The 22,060-nt window shown below is 67.9% G+C and carries 15 protein-coding genes; 9 read left to right on the forward strand and 6 right to left on the reverse strand.

The features are described 5' to 3' along the window. Positions 1–309: 309 nt before the first annotated feature. From ABZ833_RS17235 to ABZ833_RS17255, 5 genes are all read left to right on the forward strand, one after another. The gene (locus ABZ833_RS17235) at positions 310–666 is read left to right on the forward strand and encodes a hypothetical protein (protein ID WP_361047096.1); all 357 of its coding nucleotides are present in this window, start codon (positions 310–312) and stop codon (positions 664–666) included. A gap of 166 nt (positions 667–832) precedes the next feature. Continuing rightward, the gene (locus tag ABZ833_RS17240) at positions 833–5,587 is read left to right on the forward strand and encodes a DEAD/DEAH box helicase (RefSeq protein ID WP_361047098.1); all 4,755 of its coding nucleotides are present in this window, start codon (positions 833–835) and stop codon (positions 5,585–5,587) included. Between the two features lie 5 nt (positions 5,588–5,592). After that, positions 5,593–7,494 (forward strand): UvrD-helicase domain-containing protein, encoded by a 1,902-nt coding sequence (locus tag ABZ833_RS17245; RefSeq protein ID WP_361047520.1) that lies wholly within the window; start codon positions 5,593–5,595, stop codon positions 7,492–7,494. Next, positions 7,491–10,718, forward strand: coding sequence for a helicase-related protein (locus tag ABZ833_RS17250; RefSeq protein WP_361047522.1), 3,228 nt, complete (start codon positions 7,491–7,493; stop codon positions 10,716–10,718). Before ABZ833_RS17245 ends, ABZ833_RS17250 begins: the two co-directional genes overlap by 4 nt. Then, a complete protein-coding gene (locus tag ABZ833_RS17255; protein WP_361047100.1) occupies positions 10,715–12,556 on the forward strand; it encodes a DUF1998 domain-containing protein in 1,842 nt (613 codons plus the stop codon). The genes ABZ833_RS17250 and ABZ833_RS17255 overlap by 4 nt, the downstream gene beginning before the upstream one ends. Here ABZ833_RS17255 and ABZ833_RS17260 read toward each other — a convergent pair. Further along, entirely contained in the window at positions 12,550–13,221 is a 672-nt protein-coding gene (locus ABZ833_RS17260; protein WP_361047103.1) for an ATP-binding protein, read from the reverse strand. The genes ABZ833_RS17255 and ABZ833_RS17260 overlap by 7 nt on opposite strands. A 204-nt stretch (positions 13,222–13,425) precedes the next feature. Here ABZ833_RS17260 and ABZ833_RS17265 point away from each other — a divergent pair, with 204 nt between their 5' ends. Together ABZ833_RS17265 and ABZ833_RS17270 are read left to right on the forward strand one after the other, a co-directional pair. Further along, the gene (locus tag ABZ833_RS17265; protein WP_361047106.1) at positions 13,426–14,271 is read left to right on the forward strand and encodes a helix-turn-helix transcriptional regulator; all 846 of its coding nucleotides are present in this window, start codon (positions 13,426–13,428) and stop codon (positions 14,269–14,271) included. Then, positions 14,271–14,468 (forward strand): DUF397 domain-containing protein, encoded by a 198-nt coding sequence (locus ABZ833_RS17270; RefSeq protein WP_361047109.1) that lies wholly within the window; start codon positions 14,271–14,273, stop codon positions 14,466–14,468. The genes ABZ833_RS17265 and ABZ833_RS17270 overlap by 1 nt, the downstream gene beginning before the upstream one ends. Positions 14,469–14,625: 157 nt before the next feature. Here ABZ833_RS17270 and ABZ833_RS17275 read toward each other — a convergent pair whose 3' ends face one another. Beyond that, positions 14,626–15,909: an NAD(P)/FAD-dependent oxidoreductase gene (locus ABZ833_RS17275; RefSeq protein WP_361047112.1), complete on the reverse strand. Its 1,284-nt coding sequence runs from the start codon at positions 15,907–15,909 to the stop codon at positions 14,626–14,628. Between the two features lie 177 nt (positions 15,910–16,086). On the opposite strand from ABZ833_RS17275, the gene ABZ833_RS17280 reads away from it, so the two are divergent. After that, on the forward strand, positions 16,087–16,404 hold the full coding sequence (locus tag ABZ833_RS17280) for a hypothetical protein (protein WP_361047115.1): 318 nt from the start codon (positions 16,087–16,089) through the stop codon (positions 16,402–16,404). Between the two features lie 56 nt (positions 16,405–16,460). Here ABZ833_RS17280 and ABZ833_RS17285 read toward each other — a convergent pair whose 3' ends face one another. The 3 genes from ABZ833_RS17285 to ABZ833_RS17295 all read right to left on the reverse strand — a co-directional run bounded on the left by ABZ833_RS17285 (position 16,461) and on the right by ABZ833_RS17295 (position 19,510). After that, positions 16,461–16,985, reverse strand: coding sequence for a hypothetical protein (locus ABZ833_RS17285; protein ID WP_361047118.1), 525 nt, complete (start codon positions 16,983–16,985; stop codon positions 16,461–16,463). Between the two features lie 79 nt (positions 16,986–17,064). Beyond that, complete coding sequence (locus ABZ833_RS17290) at positions 17,065–18,069, reverse strand: helix-turn-helix domain-containing protein (RefSeq protein ID WP_361047121.1); 1,005 nt, start codon at positions 18,067–18,069, stop codon at positions 17,065–17,067. Between the two features lie 229 nt (positions 18,070–18,298). Next, positions 18,299–19,510, reverse strand: a complete 1,212-nt coding sequence (locus ABZ833_RS17295) for a DUF445 domain-containing protein (protein ID WP_361047525.1) — start codon at positions 19,508–19,510, stop codon at positions 18,299–18,301. Between the two features lie 436 nt (positions 19,511–19,946). Between ABZ833_RS17295 and ABZ833_RS17300 the strand changes: the two genes are divergently transcribed. Beyond that, on the forward strand, positions 19,947–21,266 hold the full coding sequence (locus tag ABZ833_RS17300) for an SGNH/GDSL hydrolase family protein (protein WP_361047123.1): 1,320 nt from the start codon (positions 19,947–19,949) through the stop codon (positions 21,264–21,266). A gap of 68 nt (positions 21,267–21,334) precedes the next feature. On the opposite strand, the gene ABZ833_RS17305 is transcribed toward ABZ833_RS17300, so the two are convergent. Continuing rightward, a complete protein-coding gene (locus tag ABZ833_RS17305; RefSeq protein ID WP_361047126.1) occupies positions 21,335–22,057 on the reverse strand; it encodes a DUF1707 domain-containing protein in 723 nt (240 codons plus the stop codon). Between the last annotated feature and the right edge of the window lie 3 nt (positions 22,058–22,060).

Below are 22,060 nucleotides of genomic sequence, written 5' to 3' on the forward strand. Positions count from 1 at the left end.
CTCCGGAGGGACGGATGTCACCCTTACCCCCTTGATGCATCAATGCCCGCTTCGTCCGAAAGGCGCCTCGCTCGCCAAGGCTCGCACCATCGAGGAGCGCGCTGGGCACACCGATTTCGTCTTTCACTGCAAAAGCCTTGAAACGAAGGGGAGTTCGGCCCTAGGGTTCGAATTCTCGACCGAGAATCAACCACCCCACGGGAATCACCTATCGAGGGGGCTTATTCGTCATGCCCTTCCCCGTTGGAGCTCTGCAATGCGCGCCACCCGTCCCTTAGCGATCATCACGCCCAACGGATCGAGGATCCCGTGCCCGACAGCTTTGAAACCGATGATTCTTCCCTGGAAGAAATGCGGAGGATCATCGCCGAGTACGACGCCTGCGAGGGCCAGGAGAGCAAGTCCGAGTATTTGATCCAGCAGCGAATCACTCTCGGAGTCATCGGGGCGTACCGCAAGACAATCGAAATCATCGATCGCAGGAAGGTTTCTCCCCCGACCGCATCCAGCACCCCCGGAACCTCACACCGCCGCAGCCACCGCCGCCGCTCCCGCCGTATTCCGACGAGCCCTCCCGGGCATCCGGGCACCCATGACCGTTCGCGCCGGAACCGGCGTGGCCGGACACGCGTCACCGTCATCATCATCAGGTTCGATCTGCCGTAACCAGCACGCCTGTCAGGCCCGGGGTCTATCGTCGTCAAGACTGCCGGTCGCGCCATCCCTGACGGCTCGACCGGCCCCGCTCTGCACCCCGCGTTCCGCCCTCAGCCAAGAGAAAAGGGAAACCGTGAGTCAGCGCAATACGGCGGACGCTTCGGAGTCCTCGCCCGTGATCAAGAAGATCGTCGAGCAATCCGCGCGAGTACTGGAAACCTATCGCGTCGATCCTGGACTGATCCAGGAGCATGCGAATGGCGAACGCCGTATCACGCAGGGAGGGTACGGGGATCGACAGCTCTTCGAACTGGTTCAGAACGCTGCCGATGAAATCGCGAACGACCCGGGCGGTACGATTCATTCCGTCCTCACGGAAACTCATCTCTACTGCGCGAATGAAGGAACACCCGTCACCCCCGAGGGCGCCGAGACGATCCTTCGTATGAGCGTTTCGAAAAAGAGAGGCGGTCAGATCGGTCGCTTCGGCGTCGGCGTGAAATCCGTTCTCGCGATCACGGACACACCTCAGTTCTTCAGTACCGACACGGACCACTCCTCCGACAGTTCAACAATCTTCGGGTTCGGCTTCGATCGTGAATGGGCCTTCTCGAAGATCAGCGAGGCACGCGGGGCAGCCCCCGGTACAGAGTTCGAAGCCCCTGTCCTCCGCATGGCCCGGTCTCTCGATGTGGCGAAGGAGCGAGGGGGCGACCCGGTCCTCGACGAACTCCTCGGCTGGGCGACCACAGTGGTGCGACTTCCTCTGACCGCCGGGGCGACGAAGCGGCTCGCCGGCGACATGCACCAGGGCGACAAGGCGAGCGTGCAGAAGGAGTTCCCCTCCCGATTCCTCCTCTTCTCGCACCACGTCGGAACGGTCGTACTCGAGGATCGCCGCGCCATGCCCCCCATCCGTCGTGTCATCAAGGTCGAACACGAGGGATTCCGGCACACGATCCACGAGCAGCGCACCGGACAGCAGGCCTCGCGGACGGACTGGAAGGTGTTCACCCACGCACACCGCCCCACCGAGGCCGCCCGGCGCAGCGCCGGCGAGATGCATGACCGGGGAACCATCGACATCGCTTGGGCCGTGCCCGAGTACTCCGGCGACAAGCTGTTGACCGCACCGCGTGGGCGCGGCGAGTTCTGGTCCTTCTTCCCGACCAAGTACCCCATGACATTGAGCGGCGCTCTCAACGGCGCGTGGAAGACGAACGAGGACAGACAGAACCTGCTGGATGCCAGTCCGTTCAATGAAGAGATCATCCGAGTCGCGGCCCGCTTGGTCGTGGAGTCGCTGCCCCACCTCACTCCTCCGCAGGACCCCGGCGCCTACCTCCCCCTGCTCCCCGGGCGAACGAAGGAATCGGAGACGCTCAACTGGGCCGACCAGCAACTGACCGAGCAAGTCTGGGAGATCGCGGCGCAACGCCCCTCTCTTCCCGACCAGGACGGCGTTCTGCGTATCCCTCGGGACCTCCACCTCCACCCGGACATGGGTAAGCGGGGGAAACTGAAGGCCCAGTGGCTGGACTTGTGGAACGCCTATCCGGGCAGGCCGGCCGACTGGATCCATCCCTCGGTCGAGGCTGCCGAAATCCGCTCCGGCAAGGTCGAGCACATCATCGCCGCGGCAAAACAGGAGCGCGCCACGGTCCGCGAGTGGCTGGAGGCGCTGGTGGCCGACGGCTCGGCCGACGCCTCGGCCGTGGCGATCCACATCCTCGCCGAGATGATCAACGATGCCTCACCGTTCGCCGACGAGGCACGTACCGCCCGCATCGTGTTGACCGAAGAGCACGGCCTGGTCGCGCCAGTCGCAGGCAAAGTGTTCCGGCGGACCGTGCAGGACGGCCTCAAGGACGATCTCGTCTACGCCGATGCCAAGCTCTCGGCGGATGTGTCTCTCCTCTCTGCCCTCAACGTGATCGGCATCCGTGAAGCGGATGCCCGCGGGCGCTTCGTCGGCGTGCTCGAGCAAGGGTTCGCCCGCTACTCGGACCAGGACTGGACCCGGTTCTGGGAGCTCTTCCACAGCGCCGGAGGCAGCCACGTCACCACCGAGGTGCGAGCCCGGGTTCCGCATCCGCTGGAGACCTTGTACGTCCGGACCAAGGACGGCCGCTACCACCGCATGCGGGACTGCATGATCCCGGGCCGGGTGGTGCCGGGCGACGGGTCGCGTGACGTCTCAGTGGCCGTGGACATGGGTTTCCACTCCGACGACATGGCCGTCTTCCGCGAGTTCGGCCTGCTCGATCGCCCGACCGGCGGCTACCGCCCGGAGGACGAGCCCTGGTTCGACGAATACCGGACGGCGGTCTTCGACGCCTACTGCCGAACGCTCGACAGCAACGCCAGTCGCCCGCAGATCTCCCGCCTCAAGCTGGAGGGCGCTGCGATCGGTGGCCCTCTGCATCTCCTCCCCCTGCTTTCGGACGAAGGAAAGGCAGCGTTCGTCAAGGCTCTCCCGGACGAATCCGTGATCGACGTCTGGACCCGCCAGTTCGGGGCGCAGGCCGCCACGCGGAAGCCTGTTGCGTCCCCGTTGCGATGGATGGTGCGCCGACACGGCCTTGTGGAGACCTCGAAGGGTGTCATGCGTCTCGCGAACGCGGCGGGCCCACAGCTGAAGGCCTACAGCGACGTGCTGCCGGTCGCCGACATCAGCCCGGAGAAAGCTCGCAAGCTGCATCTTCCGGTCGTCGTCGACGATGTGCCGGAATCCCAGTGGGAGCAGCTGATGGAGGAGCTGCTCAGGAGTGAGGACGACACCTTCGTCGGACGCACCTACGTGATGCTGACCCGCCTTCAAGTGGGTTTCCCCGAGGACTCCTTGACCCGCTGCCGCGTCGGGATGGAGTGGGACACGCGAGAGGACGGCGAGATCGCGGTAGCCGCAACGTCCGACGAGTACCGGGCTCTGCGGGCCGAACAGCTCCCGGCCCTCCTCGCAGGAACTCCGGAGGATGCCGAGCTGATGATCGGCCAGTGGGGCATGCTGCGCTACTCCGACGTCATCAGCAAGGAGACCCAGCGCGTCACCTCCGGCGAGCCCATTTTGCTGAGGGATGAATTCCCCGCGCTCCGCCAGCGGTTGGGCACTTCCGTCAACAACTTCAACCTGCAGTACTGCTCGGAGCTGGAGGAGGTCGTGCGCACTCCCAACGGGATGCGTGCCACACCGCTGAAGAGCGCGCTGGAGGGCACCACCGTGCTCGTCCTCGCCCCGGCGGACCGACTGACCACCCTGACCGCGGCGGACCGTGAACTCCGTTGGCGACTGGGCAAGGCCGGGTGCCAGGCGGTTCTCGAAGCACAGGATCGGCAGGAGCAGGATCAACAGCTTCAGGATTCGCTCCGCGCCGTGCGGGAAGCCGCATCCGTCGTGGACAAGCTGGAGCTTCTGATCGGCGCCGACGCACTGCGTGCGGGACTACCAGCAGGGCTGTTCGCCAGCGAGCAGGCGGACATCGGCGGTGCGACGCCTTCGACTCAGCGCATCGCGCAGATGGCGTACAACGCGCATGGTGACGGAGTGCTCCAGGTGCACGCCAAGGACCTGGCCGCCGCATACCCCAGCCATGCGCCCTCCTCCTTCACCGGTGCGACCCGCGCCGTGACGTTCGTCTCCGATCTGGGCTTCCCTGACTCGTTCGCCGGTGTTCGCGCCCCCTCGTTGGCGCCACGTGTCGACGTCGACGGCCCGACGGAGTTCCCCCGTCTCCACGACTACCAAGAACGCCTCGCCACCAATGTCTTCGCCATGCTGGACCGGATCTCTCCTCAGCGCGGCATGTTGTCCCTTCCCACCGGCGCGGGAAAGACCCGGGTGGCCTCCGAGGCGGTCATCCGCTGGATCAAGCAGGACGGGCAGCTCGACGGCCCGATCCTGTGGATCGCACAGACCGAGGAGCTTTGCGAGCAGGCAGTGCAGAGCTGGCAGTTCGTATGGTCGAAAGTCGGGGCCGACAGCCCTCTGGCGATCAGCAGGCTCTGGGCATCGAACGAAGCCGGGCCCATCGGCGATCGCCCGCACCTCGTCGTGGCCACGGATGCCAAGCTGCGCGTGTCGCTCGACACCCACGCATACGCCTGGCTACGGAAGGCGTCCCTGGTCATCGTGGACGAGGCCCACGTGGCGATCGCCCCGCAGTACACGGAAATCCTGGCGCTGCTCGGCCTCACGCACTCGCGCACCGACCGCCACCTGCTGGGTCTCACCGCGACCCCCTTCCGCAACACCAACGTCGACGAGACGAAGCGGCTGATCCAACGCTTTGGTGGCCGCCGGTTGGACGAAGGCATCTTCACTTCGAACGACCCCTACTCCGAACTGCAGGAACTCGGCATGTTGGCCCGAGTCACACACAAGGAACTGACCGGTGGTTCGATCGAGTTGACGCGTGACGAGCAGGATCGCGCCGATCAGCTGAGCGTGCTCTCCAAAGCCGCGGAACAGCGGCTGGCCGACGACAACGATCGCAACAGGCGCATCATCGACGAGATCCTTGCCATGCCCGAGCGCTGGCCCGTCCTGGTGTTCGCCACGTCCGTCGGCCATGCCAAGTTCCTCGCGGCCAAGCTCAACGACAAAGCCATCACCGCAGCGGCCGTCGACTCCACGACCTCCCCCACCGAACGCCGACGGCGCATCGACTCGTTCCGGCGGCGACAGACCCGCGTCCTCACCAACTACGGGGTCCTTACTCAGGGATTCGATGCTCCCGCCACCCGAGCTGTCGTCGTGGCACGCCCCACGTACAGCCCGAACATGTACCAGCAGATGATCGGACGTGGCCTCCGTGGGCCGCGCAACGGCGGCGAGGACACCTGCCTGATCCTCAATGTCAGGGACAACATCAAGAATTACGACAAAGCCCTGGCCTTCACCCGGTTCGAGCACCTGTGGAGTGCCAAGTGACGAGCATGTACGCGGACAGTCCCGCTCTCACCCCGGAGCAGCAAGCAGTCGTCGATCAGCCCTGGGACGCACGGGTCCTGGTGACGGCCGGGGCAGGCGCGGGCAAGACCCACACCCTCGTAAGACGTCTCGACGCCCTGGTGAGCCGCGAGGAGGACGCTCTGGAGGCGGGCGAGATCCTCGTACTCAGCTTCTCGCGTGCCGCTGTGCGCGAGCTACGCGTGCGGATCTCCGCCCACGGCCGACAAGCCCGGCGGGTCCGAGCCCAGACCTTCGACTCCTGGGCGTACGCACTGTTGACCAACGCCTACCCCGACGAGGAGTGGAGCCGCTACACCTTCGACGAACGCATTCGCGAGGCTGAAAGAGCGATCACCAAGGGTGCAGTGGAGGCCGGGGAGCTCGGCGCGCCGGCACATGTGGTCATCGACGAGGTCCAGGACCTGGTCGGCGACCGTCGGAACATGGTGGAGACCTTGCTCGACCGGTTCCAGGACAGCTGCGGCTTCACGGTGGTCGGCGACAGTGCTCAGGCCGTGTACGGGTTCCAGGTAGCCGATCCGGATGCTCGGGCCGCCGAGACCAACTACTTCTTCGACTGGTTGCGCGTCTCGTACTCCGATGATCTCGTCGAACTGCATCTGTCGGCCAATTTCCGTGCCCGAAGCGAGGAGGCCCGTACGGCACTGTCCGTGGGCCCCACACTTCACGGGCTGCCATCCGACCCTTCCGAGGCAGCAACGGTGGGCGAGTCCGCGTACCGGCAGCTACGGGAGCGGCTTCTGGCCTGCCCCGATTTCGGCGAGCTCTCCGCCCCCTTCGTCGTCGGATCACTCAATGACTATCCGGGTACGTGCGCGATCCTCTGCCGGGACAACCGACAGGCGCTGGTCCTGACGGAGACCTTGTTCCAGCAGGGTGTCCCCCATCGCCTCCAACGCTCGCTCCAGGACCGCCCGGTACCAGCGTGGGTAGCCGGCCTGCTGAGGCGGACCGGATCCGCCACCCTGAGCGAGGATCGCTTCCGGGAGATTCTGTCCGAGGCCGGGACATCGTCCGATGTCGATCCCGCGCCCCTTTGGCGATCTCTGCGGGGTGCCGCACGCGCGTCGCGCGGCCTGATGGACATCGCCGGTGTACGCAGGCTCATAGTGGAAGGCCGATTTCCCGATGACCTGGCCGCCGCCGAACCCTCCCGGCTCGTGGTCTCCACGATTCATCGCGCGAAGGGCCTCGAATTCGATCGAGTGATCGTCATGGAGCCCGCTGCCATATCCGAGTTGAGCAAGCAACACACGCACCTCGACCCGGCGGCCGAGGCGCGGGCCCTCTACGTTGCGATGACACGCCCTCGGGAGGACCTCTATCGGGTTGCCGCGCCGAACACCGCAGTGATCCGCCGCGACCGGGCCATCAACCGCTGGTATGTGGGCGGTTGGAAGTCGTACGCGCGCCACGGCATCGAGGCGACCGGAGGCGACGTCTGCCGCGAACATCCCCCGGGCACGGACGGTTTCGACTTAGACCCACGGGCGGTACAGGAGCACCTCACCGGCTCTGTGCACACCGGTGATCCGCTCGTCCTGCGGCGTCTGCACGATCTACGGTCCGATGCCGACCAGAGTCCCCCCTACGCCGTGTACCACGAGGGGATGCCGGTCGGCCTGGTCTCGAAGAAGTTCCGTATGGATCTGTACTCGTCCCTCAAGGTCAGCCGTAACTGGGAGGTTCGCTGGCCATCAGCGATCACTGGATTCCGCGTCGACACCGTCGAGGCCGTGGCCGGAAGCGTGGCCTCCGGGGTCCGCGCCGGGCTCGGGGAACACGGCGTATGGCTGTTGCCGCGCATGACCGGGCTGGGGCGCTACACATCGGGCGGCCACGCCCAGGAAGGGAACGACCGATGAGGCACGACGGTAAGGGCCATGCAGCGCACTACGCGGTCCGGGACGGCTTGGTCGCCCAGCTGCGCCGGGACCTGCTGGGTCCCGGCGCCGAGGACGAAGTGCTGGCCCACGATCCTCCGATCACCGCTTATCCGATCGGCGTGCTGTTCCCACGGGGGGCAGGCGAGGCCGCCGAGGAGGAACTCGTCTCCGACAGGGCCGAGAACGACGGCGTCGACGACACCGCCGTGCTGAGGAGCAGGGACACCGAGGATCCCACCCCCGACATCGGGATTTCGCTGGCCAACGACCGCCGACCGTCGTCGATGGGGCTGACCTTCGCGGTCGACCCCCGGGTGTCCCGGACCATCGTCGTCACGACCGAGGCCGCCGCGTACGACCCTGTCGACGCGGAGGGACGTCCTGTAACCGCCAAACGCGCCGAGGCGCGCAGCACCGCCGACCAGAGCGAGCGCTGGCGGCGGCGCCCCTTGAAGTTCCCTCCCGTCACAGTTGACGTGACCGACTCCCTTCCGCGACCTTCGGAAACCGTGGCAGACGGTGTGAGCGTCCGTGCACTGGTCCGCGCTCCATCGCTCGACGGCACCGTCACCGTCACGATCTCGTTGGTCAACGAGCGACGTGTCAGTGAACGCGAACTGCAGGATGCTTTCAGCCTGTTCCAACCTCGCCTCACCGTCAGCACCCCCGCCGGAGAGCGCGCCTTCGTGGAGAGACAACCCACTTCCAAGGCCGTCGACGCCGAGCAGGCCACCAGCAGACTGCTCCACCGGCACGCGCCCACGTTCGCGACCGGACACGGATGCGCGGCCGACTGGGACTGGACGCCTCCCCCCATTGGATCCCCGCTCCTCGACCGTGCCGCGATCGACCACGTCCGGACCGAGTTCGTTCCCGCCCATGAGGTTCTGCTGACCGACTCCAACCCGGAGATCGACTCCTCGGCCCTCACCATGCTCGGACTTGCGGCCCGCCCGGACGCCGAGATCCTTGCGGCCCTCGAAGGCCTTCTCGTGGGTTATGCGGAGTGGATCGACCGGAAGGCGGCCGAGGCGGAGGAACTGGTCGGCACGCCGTTCGAGACACCCGCCCGGGAGCAGATCGAACTGTGCGGTGTGGCCCTTGATCGGATGCGACGAGGTATCCGACTCCTGGCAGACCTGGAAAGACCGGAGATCATGCGAGCGTTCAAGCTCGCCAACGAGGCCATGGCCCAGCAGCGGGCCCGTAGCTCATGGGTGAAGGACGGCCGTACAGGCACGCCCGACCTGTCGTCGGGTCGCTGGCGCCCCTTCCAGATCTCCTTCGTGCTGCTCTGCCTCGAAGGGATCGTCGACCCCGAACACGAGGACCGAAGGACCGCTGATCTGCTCTGGTTCCCTACCGGTGGTGGCAAGACCGAGGCGTACCTGGGCTTGATCGCCTTCACCACTTTCCTACGTCGCATGCGACTGCGGGCGCATGGAGCCGGTGTCACCGTGCTGATGCGATACACGCTGCGGCTGCTGACCCTGCAGCAGTTCGAGCGCGCTGCCATCCTCATCTGTGCCATGGAGCAAATGCGGATTGCGGACCAGGAGTTGCTCGGAGACGAGCCGATCTCCATCGGAATGTGGGTCGGCCAGTCCTCGACCCCCAACAAACTGGACGTAGCAGCGGAAAGCCTGGCGGAGCTCCGGAAGGGCAAGTCCCTCCAGGAGAAGAACCCGGTCCAACTCCACGCCTGCCCCTGGTGCGGCACCCGCCTAGACGCCCACCAGTACGAGGTGGAAGAGGAAGCGCGCCGCATGCACGTGCGCTGCCCCGACCTCGCCTGCGACTTTCATGACGGGCTCCCGGTCCACCTGGTCGACGACGCCGTCTACGACGCCCGCCCCACTCTTGTGATCGCCACCGTGGACAAATTCGCGTCCATGCCCTGGCGAGAGGAGACGGCGGCGCTCTTCAATCGGGACCGAGCGGACGGCACGCCTCCTCCCGAACTGATCGTCCAGGACGAGCTCCATCTCATCTCCGGCCCGCTGGGCACTCTCACCGGACTGTACGAAACCGCGGTGGACGCCCTCGCGGACCGACCAAAGGTGATCGCCTCGACCGCGACCATCCGGCGGGCGAGCGATCAGGGCAATGCGCTGTTCGCCCGCTCGGTCTCACAGTTCCCTCCGGCCGGACTGGACTCCAGGGACTCCTGGTTCGCCGTGGAGACAGCCCGCGAGAGCAAGGCGAGCCGACAGTACGTCGGTCTGCTCACCCCGAGCACGAGTCAGTCGACCCTGCTCATCCGGACCTACGCGACGCTGCTGCACCACGCGATGAACACCGACACTTCGGAAGAGGTGCGTGACGCCTATTGGACCCTGGTCGGCTACTTCAACAGCCTCCGGCTGCTGGCGGCCGCCGATCTGCAGGTCAGAGACGATGTCGAGGCATATCTGGAGTATCTGGCCGAGCGCGACGGCACCGGCAAGCGGCTCATCCAGGAGATGACAGAGCTCACCAGCCGGGCCACCTCCAGTGAGATCCCCGCCCGCCTCAAACAGATCGAGAGGCGGTATCCGGACGATGAGACGGTCGATGTGCTGCTGGCAACGAACATGATCTCCGTCGGTGTCGACGTGGACCGTCTCGGACTGATGGCCGTCATGGGTCAGCCTCAGACCACCGCGGAGTACATCCAGGCGACCAGTCGAGTCGGTCGGAGCCACCCTGGCCTCGTTGCGGTCATGCTCAATTCAGCACGTTCCAGAGATCGTTCGCACTACGAGAGCTTCCTGCACTATCACTCGGCGCTCTACCGCGAGGTGGAGTCGACCTCGGTGACTCCTTTCTCCGCCCGCTCCCGTGATCGCGGACTCCACGCCGTAGTCGTCGCTCTCGCCCGCATCCTGATCCCTACCGCCCGCCCCAACGATGGAGCGGGGCGCATCGACGAGTTCCAAGGCGAACTCCGACGGGTGATCAGACCCATCCTGTTGGAACGCGTGCGGGGAGTCGACGACGAGGAGTACGAGGCGACCGCCCGCGCCTTCGACGCGTTCGTCGACTGGTGGGTCGGGGAGGCAGAGGCGCACGGTGGCCTCTACTACGCACCGATCCGCGGGAAGAGGATCCCTTCCCTTCTCTGCAATTTCGACGACGAGTCGAGTGGCAACGGCTGGCAGACCTTGTGGAGCCTGCGCGATGTGGACGCAGAGACGGCACTGTTCATGGAGGCATCCCGATGACCCCGCCCCCCGCCCGACGCCGCCGTGGCTCAAGCGCTCCCGAACGCAGCTACCCCCGACGCGGCTCCGTCCGTCGAGCACAGATGATCACGACGTACGGCGTCGGCTCACTGATCGCCGTCGAGAACGAGTCCTTCATCGTGGCAGGCACCGACTCCTGGAACATCGAAGAAGCCCCCGTGATCCAGGAGCCCCGGCTCGCGCGAGTACTCGGCGTGCGGTCCTTCCGCCTGCCTCCCGCTTCGGACGACACCAGTAAGGACGGCGTTCGAGTACGCCGTTTCCCTCTCTGGCATTCCTGCCCGAGCTGCGGCTCCCTTCAGCATGTCCGGGGCTTCAATTCTCCCCCGGGCAAGAACGAATGCGGCGACTGCCAGGAAGATCTGGTCCCCTCGCGCTTCGTCATGGCCTGCGCCCACGGGCACATCGACGACTTCCCGTATTGGAGGTGGGCGCACCGTGGAAACCGCGCGGAGGGAGCGACGGGCCACTGCGGGGGCGAGATGCGCCTGCGGACCAGCGGCCGGACCGCTTCGTTGCGCTCCATTGTCATCTCGTGCACCTGCGGCATTCCCGAGGTCTCGATGGAAGGGGCATTCCGACGCACCGCGTTGGCCGGCCTCGCAGTGCGGTGCGAGGGCAAGCGACCGTGGCTCAAGGACGCACCCACTGAATTCTGTTCCGAACAGCCCCGTACCCTCCAACGCGGTTCGTCCGCGGCCTGGCTACCGATCGTCAAGTCCGCGCTCTCCATCCCCATCCCACCAGGGAACGATGGTCTGGCGGACCGCCTCGCGCCCTACCGGGACGACCTCCGCAGTCTCGATCGCTCCGAGATCCCCCTCTATCTGAAGATCCAGACGATGCGGGATGGTGTCGAGCTCCCTGCGGACGCGGTACTGGCCCTGCTTGACGCCGAGCAGAACGATGGCGCGGGAGGTGAGCAGGGAGCCAACAGCGAAGAGGCGTATCGCGCATTGCGCAACCAGGAGTACGCCCACCTGCGCAGCGGTAACCCCGAGGGTGAGGGAAACCAGCAGGAGCAATTCGTCTGCGAGCCACCGGCCACCCAATCGGCAGACCTGGCGCACCTCGGTCTGACCGGTCCGATGCTGGTCAAGCGGCTGCGTGAGGTCCGGGCCCTCAAGGCGTTCTCCCGGGTGGAGGCCCCGGACACCAACGCAGAGGTCCACGAGGCTCGGTTGTCCCTCGCCGACCTCGACTGGCTTCCCGCCATGGAGGTCCAAGGCGAGGGGGTGTTCCTCCGCGTCGATGCAGAACGAATCGACTCCTGGGCACGGAATGTGGCGGTCGCCGCCCGGGTGGAACGCATGCGGAGCAACCATCAGCGACAGCTCCGCGAGCGGGCCTCGGATCCTGCGGCCGCGCCGGAGTCTCCTGCTACCCCTCGCTTTGTGTTGCTCCATACGCTGGCGCATGCGCTGATCAACGAGTGGAGCCTGGACGGCGGTTATCCGGCCGCAGCGCTTCGGGAACGCCTCTACTCGGGCGAGACGATGGCCGGGGTGCTCATCTACACCGCGACAAGCGACTCGGCAGGGAGCCTCGGTGGCGTTGTCGCCCAAGGCGAACCCGAGCGCCTGGCCACTACCTTGCGATCCGCCCTGCACCGCGCGGGGTGGTGCTCCGCCGACCCGCTCTGCATCGAGTCGGAGGCAGGCGGAGCAGGCAGTGTCAACCTCGGCGCCTGCCACGCTTGTGTCCTGCTGCCCGAGACGAGTTGCGAGCTGAACAATGCGCTGCTCGATCGGGCCCTGCTCGTGGGCACTCCGGAAGACCCGTCCATTGGCTTCTTCCGGGATGCACTGGCTCACTGACCGATCGCCCATTCGGCCTCCTCCACCTCGGCCTCGAAGTGGAGCTGTGCTCGATCCAAGGCTTCGTCCGGATCGCAGTCGTGGGCCCGAAGCCAGTGGAGGAGGTCTGCGATCACATCGATCGCGGCCTCTTCCGCCACTGCGGTACCGAGCCTTGAGCGCGTTCTGTTCCTCGAGCCCCTCACACCCCCATAACTTCTGATCACCGTCTCGGCCCTGCCGACATGGGGACAGATCAGGTGCCCGTTCGGCGCACCGTCCCCAGTGGCCAGCTCGCACCACGTCACCTTCGAGTCCGCTCCCGGTAGCACCCCCCACCTTTCGGCAAGCTCATTCACGAGGGCCACCCCGCGCCCGGCTTCCGCGTCCCGTTCCGCTGCGACAAGAGTGGGGAGCACCCGCGCGTCCGGGTCCCGGACTTCGATGCGCACGAACGGCCCACGCATCGACAGCCCCAGAACCGTCGGCGTACCGATCCCCACATGCTCGATGACATTCGTAACCAGCTCGCTCACGCACAGCTGCGCTGCATCGACCACATCCGGCAGCTCCCACTGGACTAGATGCAGTCGAACGATGCGGCGCAGGGCCGCCACCTCCCCGGGTTCCGCGAGGAATGCCAACTCCCATCCAATACGCGGGACTCCACGACCGTTTTCTCCCATGAGCGTGCAACTCCCTTTAGTCGGATCGACGTCACTGCATGCATTTCCATCAGCACTCAGGGTTGCAGTGAGAGTTCCAAAATGGAACTCTCACAAGGAACTTCAGGGAGCACGCAGCCACTTCGCACGCCCCCGGCGCATGCAACCTTGCCCAGGGCCCGCCACGCGGGCACGCTCGTTGCGATCAACACGAAGGGCCGGACCATGCCAGTCGGACCAACCACCCGCCGCCGCCAACTCGGCGCGGATCTGCGCCGCCTGCGCGAGCGCAAGGGGCTGACCCTCGAAGAAGCCGGCACGCGAGTCGGGATCTCCAAGGCCACCCTCAGTCGGTACGAGACCAAGGAGGGGGCCGTCAAATGGCCTGCGGTGGACGCCCTTTGCCGCGAGTACGACACGACGGACGAAGAGCGCGGTGCTCTTGTCGAGCTCGCGAAAGGGGCCAAGATCCAGGGGTGGTGGCGATCCCTGGCCGACCCCGTCCCAGATTCGATGAACCTGATGCTCACCCTTGAGGACGAAGTGACACGAGAGGATCACTACGCCTGCATGTACGTCCCCGGTCTGCTCCAGACACGGGCATACGCCGAGGCTGTCCACCGTGCCTCCGAAATGCGCTGCGACGAGCGAGAGGTGCAGCACATGGTGGATATCCGCATGAAACGGCAGGAGCTGTTGACGCGCGATGAACCGCCTCATATCTGGGCCATCGTCGACGAGGCCGTCATCCGCCGCTGTGTCGGTGGCAAGCACGTGATGCGGGAACAGCTTCAGCAGCTGCTGGATCTGGCAGCTGCACCCCATGTGACGCTGCAGATACTGCCGTTCGCCGCCGGCGCCCATGCGGCAGCAGTCGGGAGTTTCGTCGTACTGCGCGGCCCCACACAGGAGTTGGATGTGGTCTACGTGGACATCCTGGGCGGCGGACTCTTCATGGAGAAGCAGCCGGAACTCGAGCGCTACACCTTGGCGTTCGATTACCTCCGCGCCCAGGCCCTGGATCTGGCAACATCCACAGAGACCATCCGTCGAACACTGAGGGAACTCTGATGGATCACGAGCAGCGGCTCGACTGGTTCAAGTCCTCCTACAGCGGGGGAAGTGGCACCGAGTGCGTGGAGGCAGCGTTCACTTCCGGCTCTGCTCGTGTACGCGACTCCAAGGACCCCGACCTCCCTCACCTGGCGGTGCGCCCGTCCTCGTGGTCCCGCTTCATAGAGGCGTTGCAGACGCAGGGCCTGCATTAGCCCGAAAAAACAGGACAGACGCCCGGCCACCTGTTCCTGGGTGCGCACTTCGCGACTGGTCCATGCCGCGGGACCTGGCCGAATGGTCCGTCACCCTGCGCTCCCGGTGGAACGCAAGCTCTGACCGAGCTCCGGCAAGCCTGGCCCCCAGCGGGACCTACCCCACCCGCTCATCCCACTCAATCCGATGCTCGAACTGCCAGGCCCCCCAAACCGCTCCCCCAGCCCCGCCCACCTTCGTGGCCACCGGCAGCAGCGCGTCGCGCAGCGCCCGGCTCAAAGGTCCCGCCGGCTTCGGCGTTGCTGTGCGGGCCGCGGCCGATGTGGCCGTTGCCGTGGCCGTCGTGTGTTTCAGGATGCGGTCCACCCGGGGGCGGCGCAGGGACTCGTATGCCTTGAATGCCTTGCCTACCGGCAAGTCCCTCAGGCAGCGGGCCAGTTGTACCGCGCCCTCCGAGGCCAAGGAGGCGCCCTGGCCCGACGTCGGGGACATCGCGTGTGCCGCGTCTCCGATCAGGATCATGCGGCCCCGGCTCCAGGTCGGGACGGGAGGCATCGTTTCTGTGGGGCCCGTGATCAGCACGTCATCCGGGGACGTGTCCGCCAGGAGGTCGGGGGCCGGGGTGCGGTCGTCCGTGAAGGCCTCCCGCAGGCGCTTCAGCCACTCCCCCGCGCCCACCGCCTGCGCCTCCGCCTGCGTCAGCGGCTCGCGGTGCGGCAGGGTCACGGACCAGGCCGCCGACGCGTCGTCGAAGATCTGGTACGCGAAGTACGCCTTCTTGCCGTAGCACATGTACAACACCCCCTCCGTGGAGGGGAGTTCCGTCTTGGGGACTCGTGCCGTGAAGGTGAGCGTCCCCGCGTAGTGCGGCTTCGGGAAGGACGGGTCGATCAGCGCTCGTACCGTCGAGCGCAGACCGTCCGCGCCGATCAGGATGTCCGCCTTCGCCTGCGAGCCGTCCGAGAAGCGCGCCGTCACGCCCGTGCCCGTGTCCGTCGCGTCCAGGAGGCGCTTGCCCTTGTGGACGGGGATCCCGCGGCTCGAAGCCTCCGCCTCGATCGCCTCGTGCAGCTCCGTGCGCCAGACGAAGCACGTGGCGGGAAGGTCGGCGGGCGGGGCGAGTTGGGCCAGGTGCCTGCCCGTCCAGCTGCGCAGGGCCAGGGCCGTCACCGGGGTGCCGATGGTGCGCACCGCCTCCGCCGCGTCGATCGCCTCCAGCGCCTGCTGGCCGTTCGGGGCGATCGTCATCGCACCGCCCCGGCCGCCGCCCCGGCCACCACCGCCGCCACCGCCCCGGGCCCCCGAATGGGCGTCGTACGCCTCGTACACCCGTGCCTCGATGCCCGCCTTGTGCAACGCCATCGCCGCCACCAGGCCTGCGACTCCACCCCCGATGACCAGGGCGGTTCGGGTACTGGAGGCAGTGGTTCGCGCGGTCATCTCTACTATCGGTCCCTCGTCGGCTGCGCCTTCGAGCGCGCCGCGGATGCGCAGCGCACACCCTCACCAACCTACGTGGCGCAGACCCCCTCGCCGCAAGGCTTTCCAGGCGCGTTAGCCTCGGGCCGCAGGCGCATTGAGGACGTATCGGCTGGAAGCCGTGGAAGCGAGGCAGGCATGGCGCAGGTACCGGCAGCAGCAGTGGCCGTCACGGGGATCGTCGGGGGATACGCCGTCGCCCGGTGGAGCAAGAAGCGGGCCCTTGGTGGCGTCGTCCTCGCCGCCGCGGGAGCCGCTGCCGCTCAGCAGTGGCGGCAGAGCGCGGGCGCGAAGACCGCCGCCGCGCTCAGCGCCACGTACGTCGCCGCCTTCGCCGGGTCTCATCCGCTCGCCAAGAAGGTCGGGGCCTGGCCCGCGGTCTTCGGTGTCGCGGGTGGCGTGGGGGTCGCGTCCTGGGCGCTCGCCGATCGCCGCCGACAGGCCACGGCGGTCTGACCCCGCTCAGGCCACGGCGGTCTGACCCCGCTCAGGCCACGGCGGTCTGGCCCCGCTCAGGCCTCGCTGTCCCTGAACAGGCGCGCGAAGCCCGCCACCGCCAGCACCCCAGCCCCCATCACCAACACGAAGAACCCCCACGCCAGCGGCCACACCGACGCGTCCGGCTCCGGGTGGCTGTCGAAGGAGACGTACATCAGCGTCGCCGGTGGACCCGCCACGAGCAGCAGCGCCAGGCCCAGGCGGTCGCGGAAGCCGAAGTAGGCCGCCAGGGACAGCATCGAGACGGCCAGGGCGGTGATGCCAAGGGCCGTCACCGGTGAGGTCTCGTTGATCGCGCCCGGTGTCTCGGGGCGGTTGCGCAGGTCCCAGGGGAGGCAGAGGAGGTACGCCGCCGCTGCGAGGGCGGCGCCCAGGGCGCGGGTCAGCCAGCGCCGCAGGGGTGGGCTGCCCGGCAGCTCCGTCAGCAAGGGCGTCAGCAGCTTCCGCGCACTTTTGAGGCTCAGTTCGTGGCGCGGGCTCATGCGCCGACCTATGCGCTGCCCCATACGCGGGCTCATGTTCATCGACTTTGCCGTCATGGGGACGAGCCTGCCGACCCAGCCATGGGGCGCGACAGAGTACGCGTACTCAGACCGGGTGTCCTCAAGGGCAGGACGGTCAGCCTCTCGTCCCCCTGAACGTCATCCGGTACGCCCCCGGCGACACCCCGAGCCCCGCCTGGAAGTGCTGCCTCAGCGACGCGCCCGTGCCGAAGCCCGCCTCCGCCGCGATGCGGTCGACCGTGCGGTCCGTCTCCTCCAGGAGCTCGCGGGCCCGGTCCACGCGGCGCTGGGTCAGCCACTGCATCGGCGTCAGGCCCGTCTCCTCGCGGAAGCGGCGGCTGAAGGTGCGGACGCTCATGGACTCCTGCTCGGCCATCCCGGCCAGCGTCAGGGGCTCCTCCAGACGTTCCTGGGCCCACTCCCTCGCCCGGCTCGTGGACGTCAGGCGCGGCTCCGCCACCGGGCGCCGGATGTACTGGGCCTGGCCGCCCTCGCGGTGCGGGGGTACGACGGTGCGGCGTGCCACCTCCGCCGCCACCGCCGCGCCGTGGTCGCGGCGGATCATGTGCAGGCAGAGGTCGATGCCCGCGGCCTCGCCCGCCGATGTGAGGACCGCGCCCTCGTCCACGTACAGGACGTCGGGGTCGACCGTCACGCCCGGGAACGTGCGGGCGAAGAGGTCCGTCGAGAGCCAGTGGGTCGTTGCTCTGCGGCCGTCCAGGAGGCCTGCCGCCGCCAGGGCGAAGGCTCCTGTGCAGATCGAGGCGATACGGGCACCGGCGCCGGTGGCGGACCCGAGCGTCCTGGCGAGGGCGGGCGGCAGCTCACCCGGCCTCAGCGACTCGTCCTGTTCGTGCGAGGCCGGGACGATCACTGTGTCCGCGGCGGCCACCGCTTCGGGGCCGTGCTCGGCGTAGACGGGGAAGTCCGCGTCCGTGCGGATCATGCCGGGAGTCAGGGCGCAGGTCGTCAGTTCGTAGAGGCGCGTGCCCCGGGGCGAGCGTGCGTTGCCGAACAGTTGGTGGATCAGGCCCAGTTCCATGGGCAGGACACCGTCTCTGACCAGGACCGCCACCCTGTGGGGGTGCTCCTGAGGGTGCTCCGCTCCCTCTCCGCTCATGTCCGGATCTTCCCACCCGGCCCCTTACTCGGCCCACCTGCTTACCCCGCTTACCCCGCCTACCCCGCTTCCGCCTTCGCCTCCGACGGCGGCCTGCTGCTCCCGCGGCCCTGACGACGGCTCTCCCGGCGTCAGGAGAGCTCCTCCAGAGTGCCCAGCAACGGCGCCCTCACGCGCGCCGGAGCCGCCGGGCACCCGCCGGGCACCCCGTGGGCACCCCGTGGACCGCCTACGCCCCCAGCAGCCGCGACACCGCGTAGATCGCGAGCCCCGCCAACGCTCCCACCACCGTGCCGTTGATCCGGATGAACTGCAGGTCGCGGCCGATGTGGGCCTCGATCTTCTTCGACGTGTGCTCGGCGTCCCAGCCCGCGACCGTGTCGGTGATCAGGGAGGTGATCTCGTCCCGGTACGTCGTCACCACGTACACCGCGGCGCCCTCGACCCAGCCGTCGACCTTCTGCTGAAGCCGGCCGTCCGTCGCCATCCGCGCGCCCAGCGAGAGCAGCGCGGCCCGCACCCGCAGGCGCAGTTCGCTGCGCTCGTCCTCGGCGGCGGCCACGATCATCTGGCGCACCGCCGACCAGGCGGAGGCGATCAGGTCCTGCACCTCGCCGCGGCCGAGCACCTCCCGCTTGAGGCGCTCCACGCGCTCTCGGGTGTCGGAGTCGGACTGCAGGTCGGCGGCGAAGTCGGCGAGGAAGCGGTCGACGGCGCCGCGCGCGGGGTGCTCGGGCATGTCCCGCATCTCGGCGAGGAAGCGCAGCAGCTCCTTGTAGACGCGCTCGCCGACCTTCTTGTCGACGAACCGCGGGGTCCAGCCGGGTGCGCCGCCCTGGACGGCGTCCATGACCGACTCGTCGTGCTCGACCAGCCAGTCGTGGGCGCGGACGCAGACCAGGTCCACCACCCGCTTGTGGCCGCCGTCCGCGACGACCTTCTCCAGCATCTTGCCGATGCCGGGCGCGATCTCCTGGGCGTCCGCGCGGCGCGTGATGGCCTCGCCGACGACCGCCTGGACGTCCGAGTCGCGCAGGACCGTCAGGGCGCCGCGCAGGGCCGTGGCCAGTTCGGCCGTCACCCGGTCGGCGTGTTCGGGATCCGCCAGCCAGGTGCCGAGGCGGCTGCCGATGCCCACCGCGCGCAGTCTGCCTCGTACGACATCGGATGAGAGGAAGTTCTCGCCCACGAAGTCGCCGAGGGACGCGCCCAGTTGGTCCTTCTTGTTCGGGATGATCGCCGTGTGCGGGATGGGCAGGCCGAGCGGGTGGCGGAAGAGCGCCGTCACCGCGAACCAGTCGGCGAGCGCGCCGACCATGCCGGCCTCGGCCGCCGCGGCGACATAGCCCGCCCAGGCTCCGGCGCCGGAGTTCTGCGCCCATTTGGCCAGGACGTAGACGAGTGCGACGAACACGAGCAGGCCCGTCGCGGTGATCTTCATCCGGCGGACGCCGCGCCGCTTCTCCTCGTCGGCGGGGCTGTACGTGAAGCCGCCGCCCGCGCCGGGGCCGCCCGTTCCGGAGCCGGGCGTTCCGGAGCCGGGCGTTCCGGAGCCGGGCGTGACGCGGCTTGAAGGACGGGGCTCACGGGCATGCTGCCCGGCAGCACCCGCTTCCGCCGCATCCTCCGGAATTGATCGATTCGTGCGTTCCACTCACTCCACCTGACCCGTTCGCGTGGTTCGCGGCGTCCTCATCCGTATTGTCCCCGTCCCTGTGCGTCCCTTCCTGACCGACTCCTGGAACGGACCACAAGTTCCCGGCGTCTGAATGGTCGGAGGGGGGCAGTGTCGGCCGCCTCACGGCCCATGACGCATCATGGGGTGATCACATCGGAGCCTCGATCAGGCTCCCCCTGCTCGAGGAGACACAGCCCGCATGACCAAGCGTCACGGTTATGCCCTGCTTGCCGCGGTCCTCGCGGTAATAGTGGTGATTTCCGCCGCCATATACCTCGGTGTATCCACCGACGACGGATCTCAGGACACCATCAGCGCGGGGCCCCGCAGCCCGCGCAACTCCGCGGCGCCCGCCTCCGCGGGCACCTGGGTCGGTACGTGGGCCGCATCCCCCGCGGCAGCCGAACCAAACACGCACCGCAACGGCTTCGCGGGCCGCTCCATCCGCAACGTCGTGCACACCAGCGTCGGCGGCGACAGCGCCCGCATCACCCTGTCGAACCTGTACGGGCAGCAGCCGCTGAGCATCACCCACGCCTCCATCGCCGTGGCCGTCGGGTCGAACAACCCGGCCGCCGCGCCGGGCACCCTGCGCCGCCTCGCCTTCAACGGCAACACGTCCGTGGTGATCCCCGCGGGCCAGCAGGTGATGAGCGACGCGGTCAGGCTGCGCGTGCCGCACGACGTCGACCTCCTGGTCACGACGTTCTCGCCGACCCCCTCGGGCCCGGTCACCTTCCACCCGCACGCGCGCCAGGTCAGCTACATCGCCGAGGGCGACCGTACGGAGGACCCGAACGGCGCCGCGTACACCCAGCAGAGCACCTCCTGGCGCTACCTCTCGGCCGTGGACGTCCTGAGCAACGAGTCGAACGGCACGGTCGTCGTCTTCGGTGACTCGCTCACCGACGGCATCTCCTCGACCATGGGCGCCAACGCCCGCTGGACCGACACCCTCGCCGACCGCCTGCGCGACGAGTCGGGCGCCCCGCGCTACGGCGTCGTGAACGAGGGCATCAGCGGCAACCGCGTCCTCTCGGACGGCAACGGAACGCCCGCGGACAACCCGAGCGGCCTCTCGCGCTTCGACCGCGACGTGCTCGACCGGTCGGGCATCAAGGCCGTCGTCGTCGCACTCGGCGTCAACGACATCCTGCGCAACCCGCACCAGAACAACCCCGACCGCATCGTCGAGGGCCTGCGGGAGCTGACGCGGCAGGCGCACACGCGCGGGCTGCGGGTCGTCGGGGCGACCCTGATGCCGTTCGGCGGCCACCGGGGGTACGAGCCGGGGCTCGAGAACGTGCGCCAGGGCGTGAACGAGCAGATCCGTGACGGCAAGGTGTTCGACGAGTTCGTCGACTTCGACCGGGCGCTGCGCGATCCGTACGACCCCCGCAAGCTGCGCGGCGAGTACGACTCGGGCGACCACCTGCACCCGAGCGACTCGGGCTACCGCAAGATGGCGGAGACGTTCAACCTGACGCACCTGCGGGGATCCGCGGCCGCCGAGCTGTAGTCGGCCGCCGAGCCGGGGCGCACCCCCCCGGCTCATCCCCCTGGGTCAGTCCCGCTCATCTCCCTGGGTCAGTCCCGCTCCTCGCGCCTGCGCGAGTGCAGCTCGTGCCGCCCCTCGCGCCGCTCCAGGCGCTCGCGGCGGCGCTCCTCCTTCAGGCGCAGCTTCTCGGCCCTGCGGATCTTGCGGTCCACGCCGACGCCGCCCATCAGGGCGAAGCCCTTGACGACGACGCGGGGCGAACCGGGGGTGCCCTCGCCGGTCGCCTTGTCGTCGAAGCCGCCCATGAAGCCGAAGCCCTTGACCAGGACGTTCATCTCCGGCGGCACGATGACCTGCATGCCGCCCATGACGGTCCAGCAGCGGATCTCCACGTCGCGCTCCGTGAACCGCGCCTCGCGCAGGTCGATCTCGCCGCCGCCCCACACCGCGATCCCGTCGAACTGCCGGCCGACCACCCAGCCGCCCTTGCGGCTGAAACCGCCCCAGAAGGCGAAGCCGAGCTTCGACGACGGTTCGCCGCTCACCATCCGCTCGGACCAGTCGATGGCGTCGGGATCCTGGCTCACCGGGCCCTTCACCATGGAGATCTTGGCGCCCACGTCCGGCAGGTCCCGGGTGATCGGCTCAAGCTCGCCGTACGTACGTGCCTTGTACGTCGCGTCCAGGCGCTCCTCGAACTCCTCCATGTCGAGGCGGCCCTCGGCCACGGCGTCACGGAGTCGTTCGGCGACGCGTTCACGGTCGGCGTCGGCCGCCCTGAGGTCCGGGAGATGAGGCTGCTCGTCGGTCATGCG

It is taken from the genome of Streptomyces sp. NPDC047525 (assembly GCF_040643025.1).
Taxonomy (GTDB): Bacteria; Actinomycetota; Actinomycetes; order Streptomycetales; family Streptomycetaceae; genus Streptomyces; species Streptomyces durmitorensis.

What these genes read in the sequence shown, in the direction of transcription:
- ABZ833_RS17290 (WP_361047121.1), bottom strand. Translation starts at nt 18,069, where the DNA reads ATGAGCGGAGAGGGAGCGGAGCACCCTCAGGAGCACCCCCACAGGGTG.
- ABZ833_RS17300 (WP_361047123.1), top strand. Translation starts at nt 19,947, where the DNA reads ATGACCAAGCGTCACGGTTATGCCCTGCTTGCCGCGGTCCTCGCGGTA.
- ABZ833_RS17260 (WP_361047103.1), bottom strand. Translation starts at nt 13,221, where the DNA reads ATGGGAGAAAACGGTCGTGGAGTCCCGCGTATTGGATGGGAGTTGGCA.
- ABZ833_RS17295 (WP_361047525.1), bottom strand. Translation starts at nt 19,510, where the DNA reads ATGAAGATCACCGCGACGGGCCTGCTCGTGTTCGTCGCACTCGTCTAC.
- ABZ833_RS17275 (WP_361047112.1), bottom strand. Translation starts at nt 15,909, where the DNA reads ATGACCGCGCGAACCACTGCCTCCAGTACCCGAACCGCCCTGGTCATC.
- ABZ833_RS17250 (WP_361047522.1), top strand. Translation starts at nt 7,491, where the DNA reads ATGAGGCACGACGGTAAGGGCCATGCAGCGCACTACGCGGTCCGGGAC.
- ABZ833_RS17265 (WP_361047106.1), top strand. Translation starts at nt 13,426, where the DNA reads ATGCCAGTCGGACCAACCACCCGCCGCCGCCAACTCGGCGCGGATCTG.
- ABZ833_RS17285 (WP_361047118.1), bottom strand. Translation starts at nt 16,985, where the DNA reads ATGACGGCAAAGTCGATGAACATGAGCCCGCGTATGGGGCAGCGCATA.
- ABZ833_RS17305 (WP_361047126.1), bottom strand. Translation starts at nt 22,057, where the DNA reads ATGACCGACGAGCAGCCTCATCTCCCGGACCTCAGGGCGGCCGACGCC.
- ABZ833_RS17255 (WP_361047100.1), top strand. Translation starts at nt 10,715, where the DNA reads ATGACCCCGCCCCCCGCCCGACGCCGCCGTGGCTCAAGCGCTCCCGAA.
- ABZ833_RS17245 (WP_361047520.1), top strand. Translation starts at nt 5,593, where the DNA reads ATGTACGCGGACAGTCCCGCTCTCACCCCGGAGCAGCAAGCAGTCGTC.
- ABZ833_RS17270 (WP_361047109.1), top strand. Translation starts at nt 14,271, where the DNA reads ATGGATCACGAGCAGCGGCTCGACTGGTTCAAGTCCTCCTACAGCGGG.
- ABZ833_RS17280 (WP_361047115.1), top strand. Translation starts at nt 16,087, where the DNA reads ATGGCGCAGGTACCGGCAGCAGCAGTGGCCGTCACGGGGATCGTCGGG.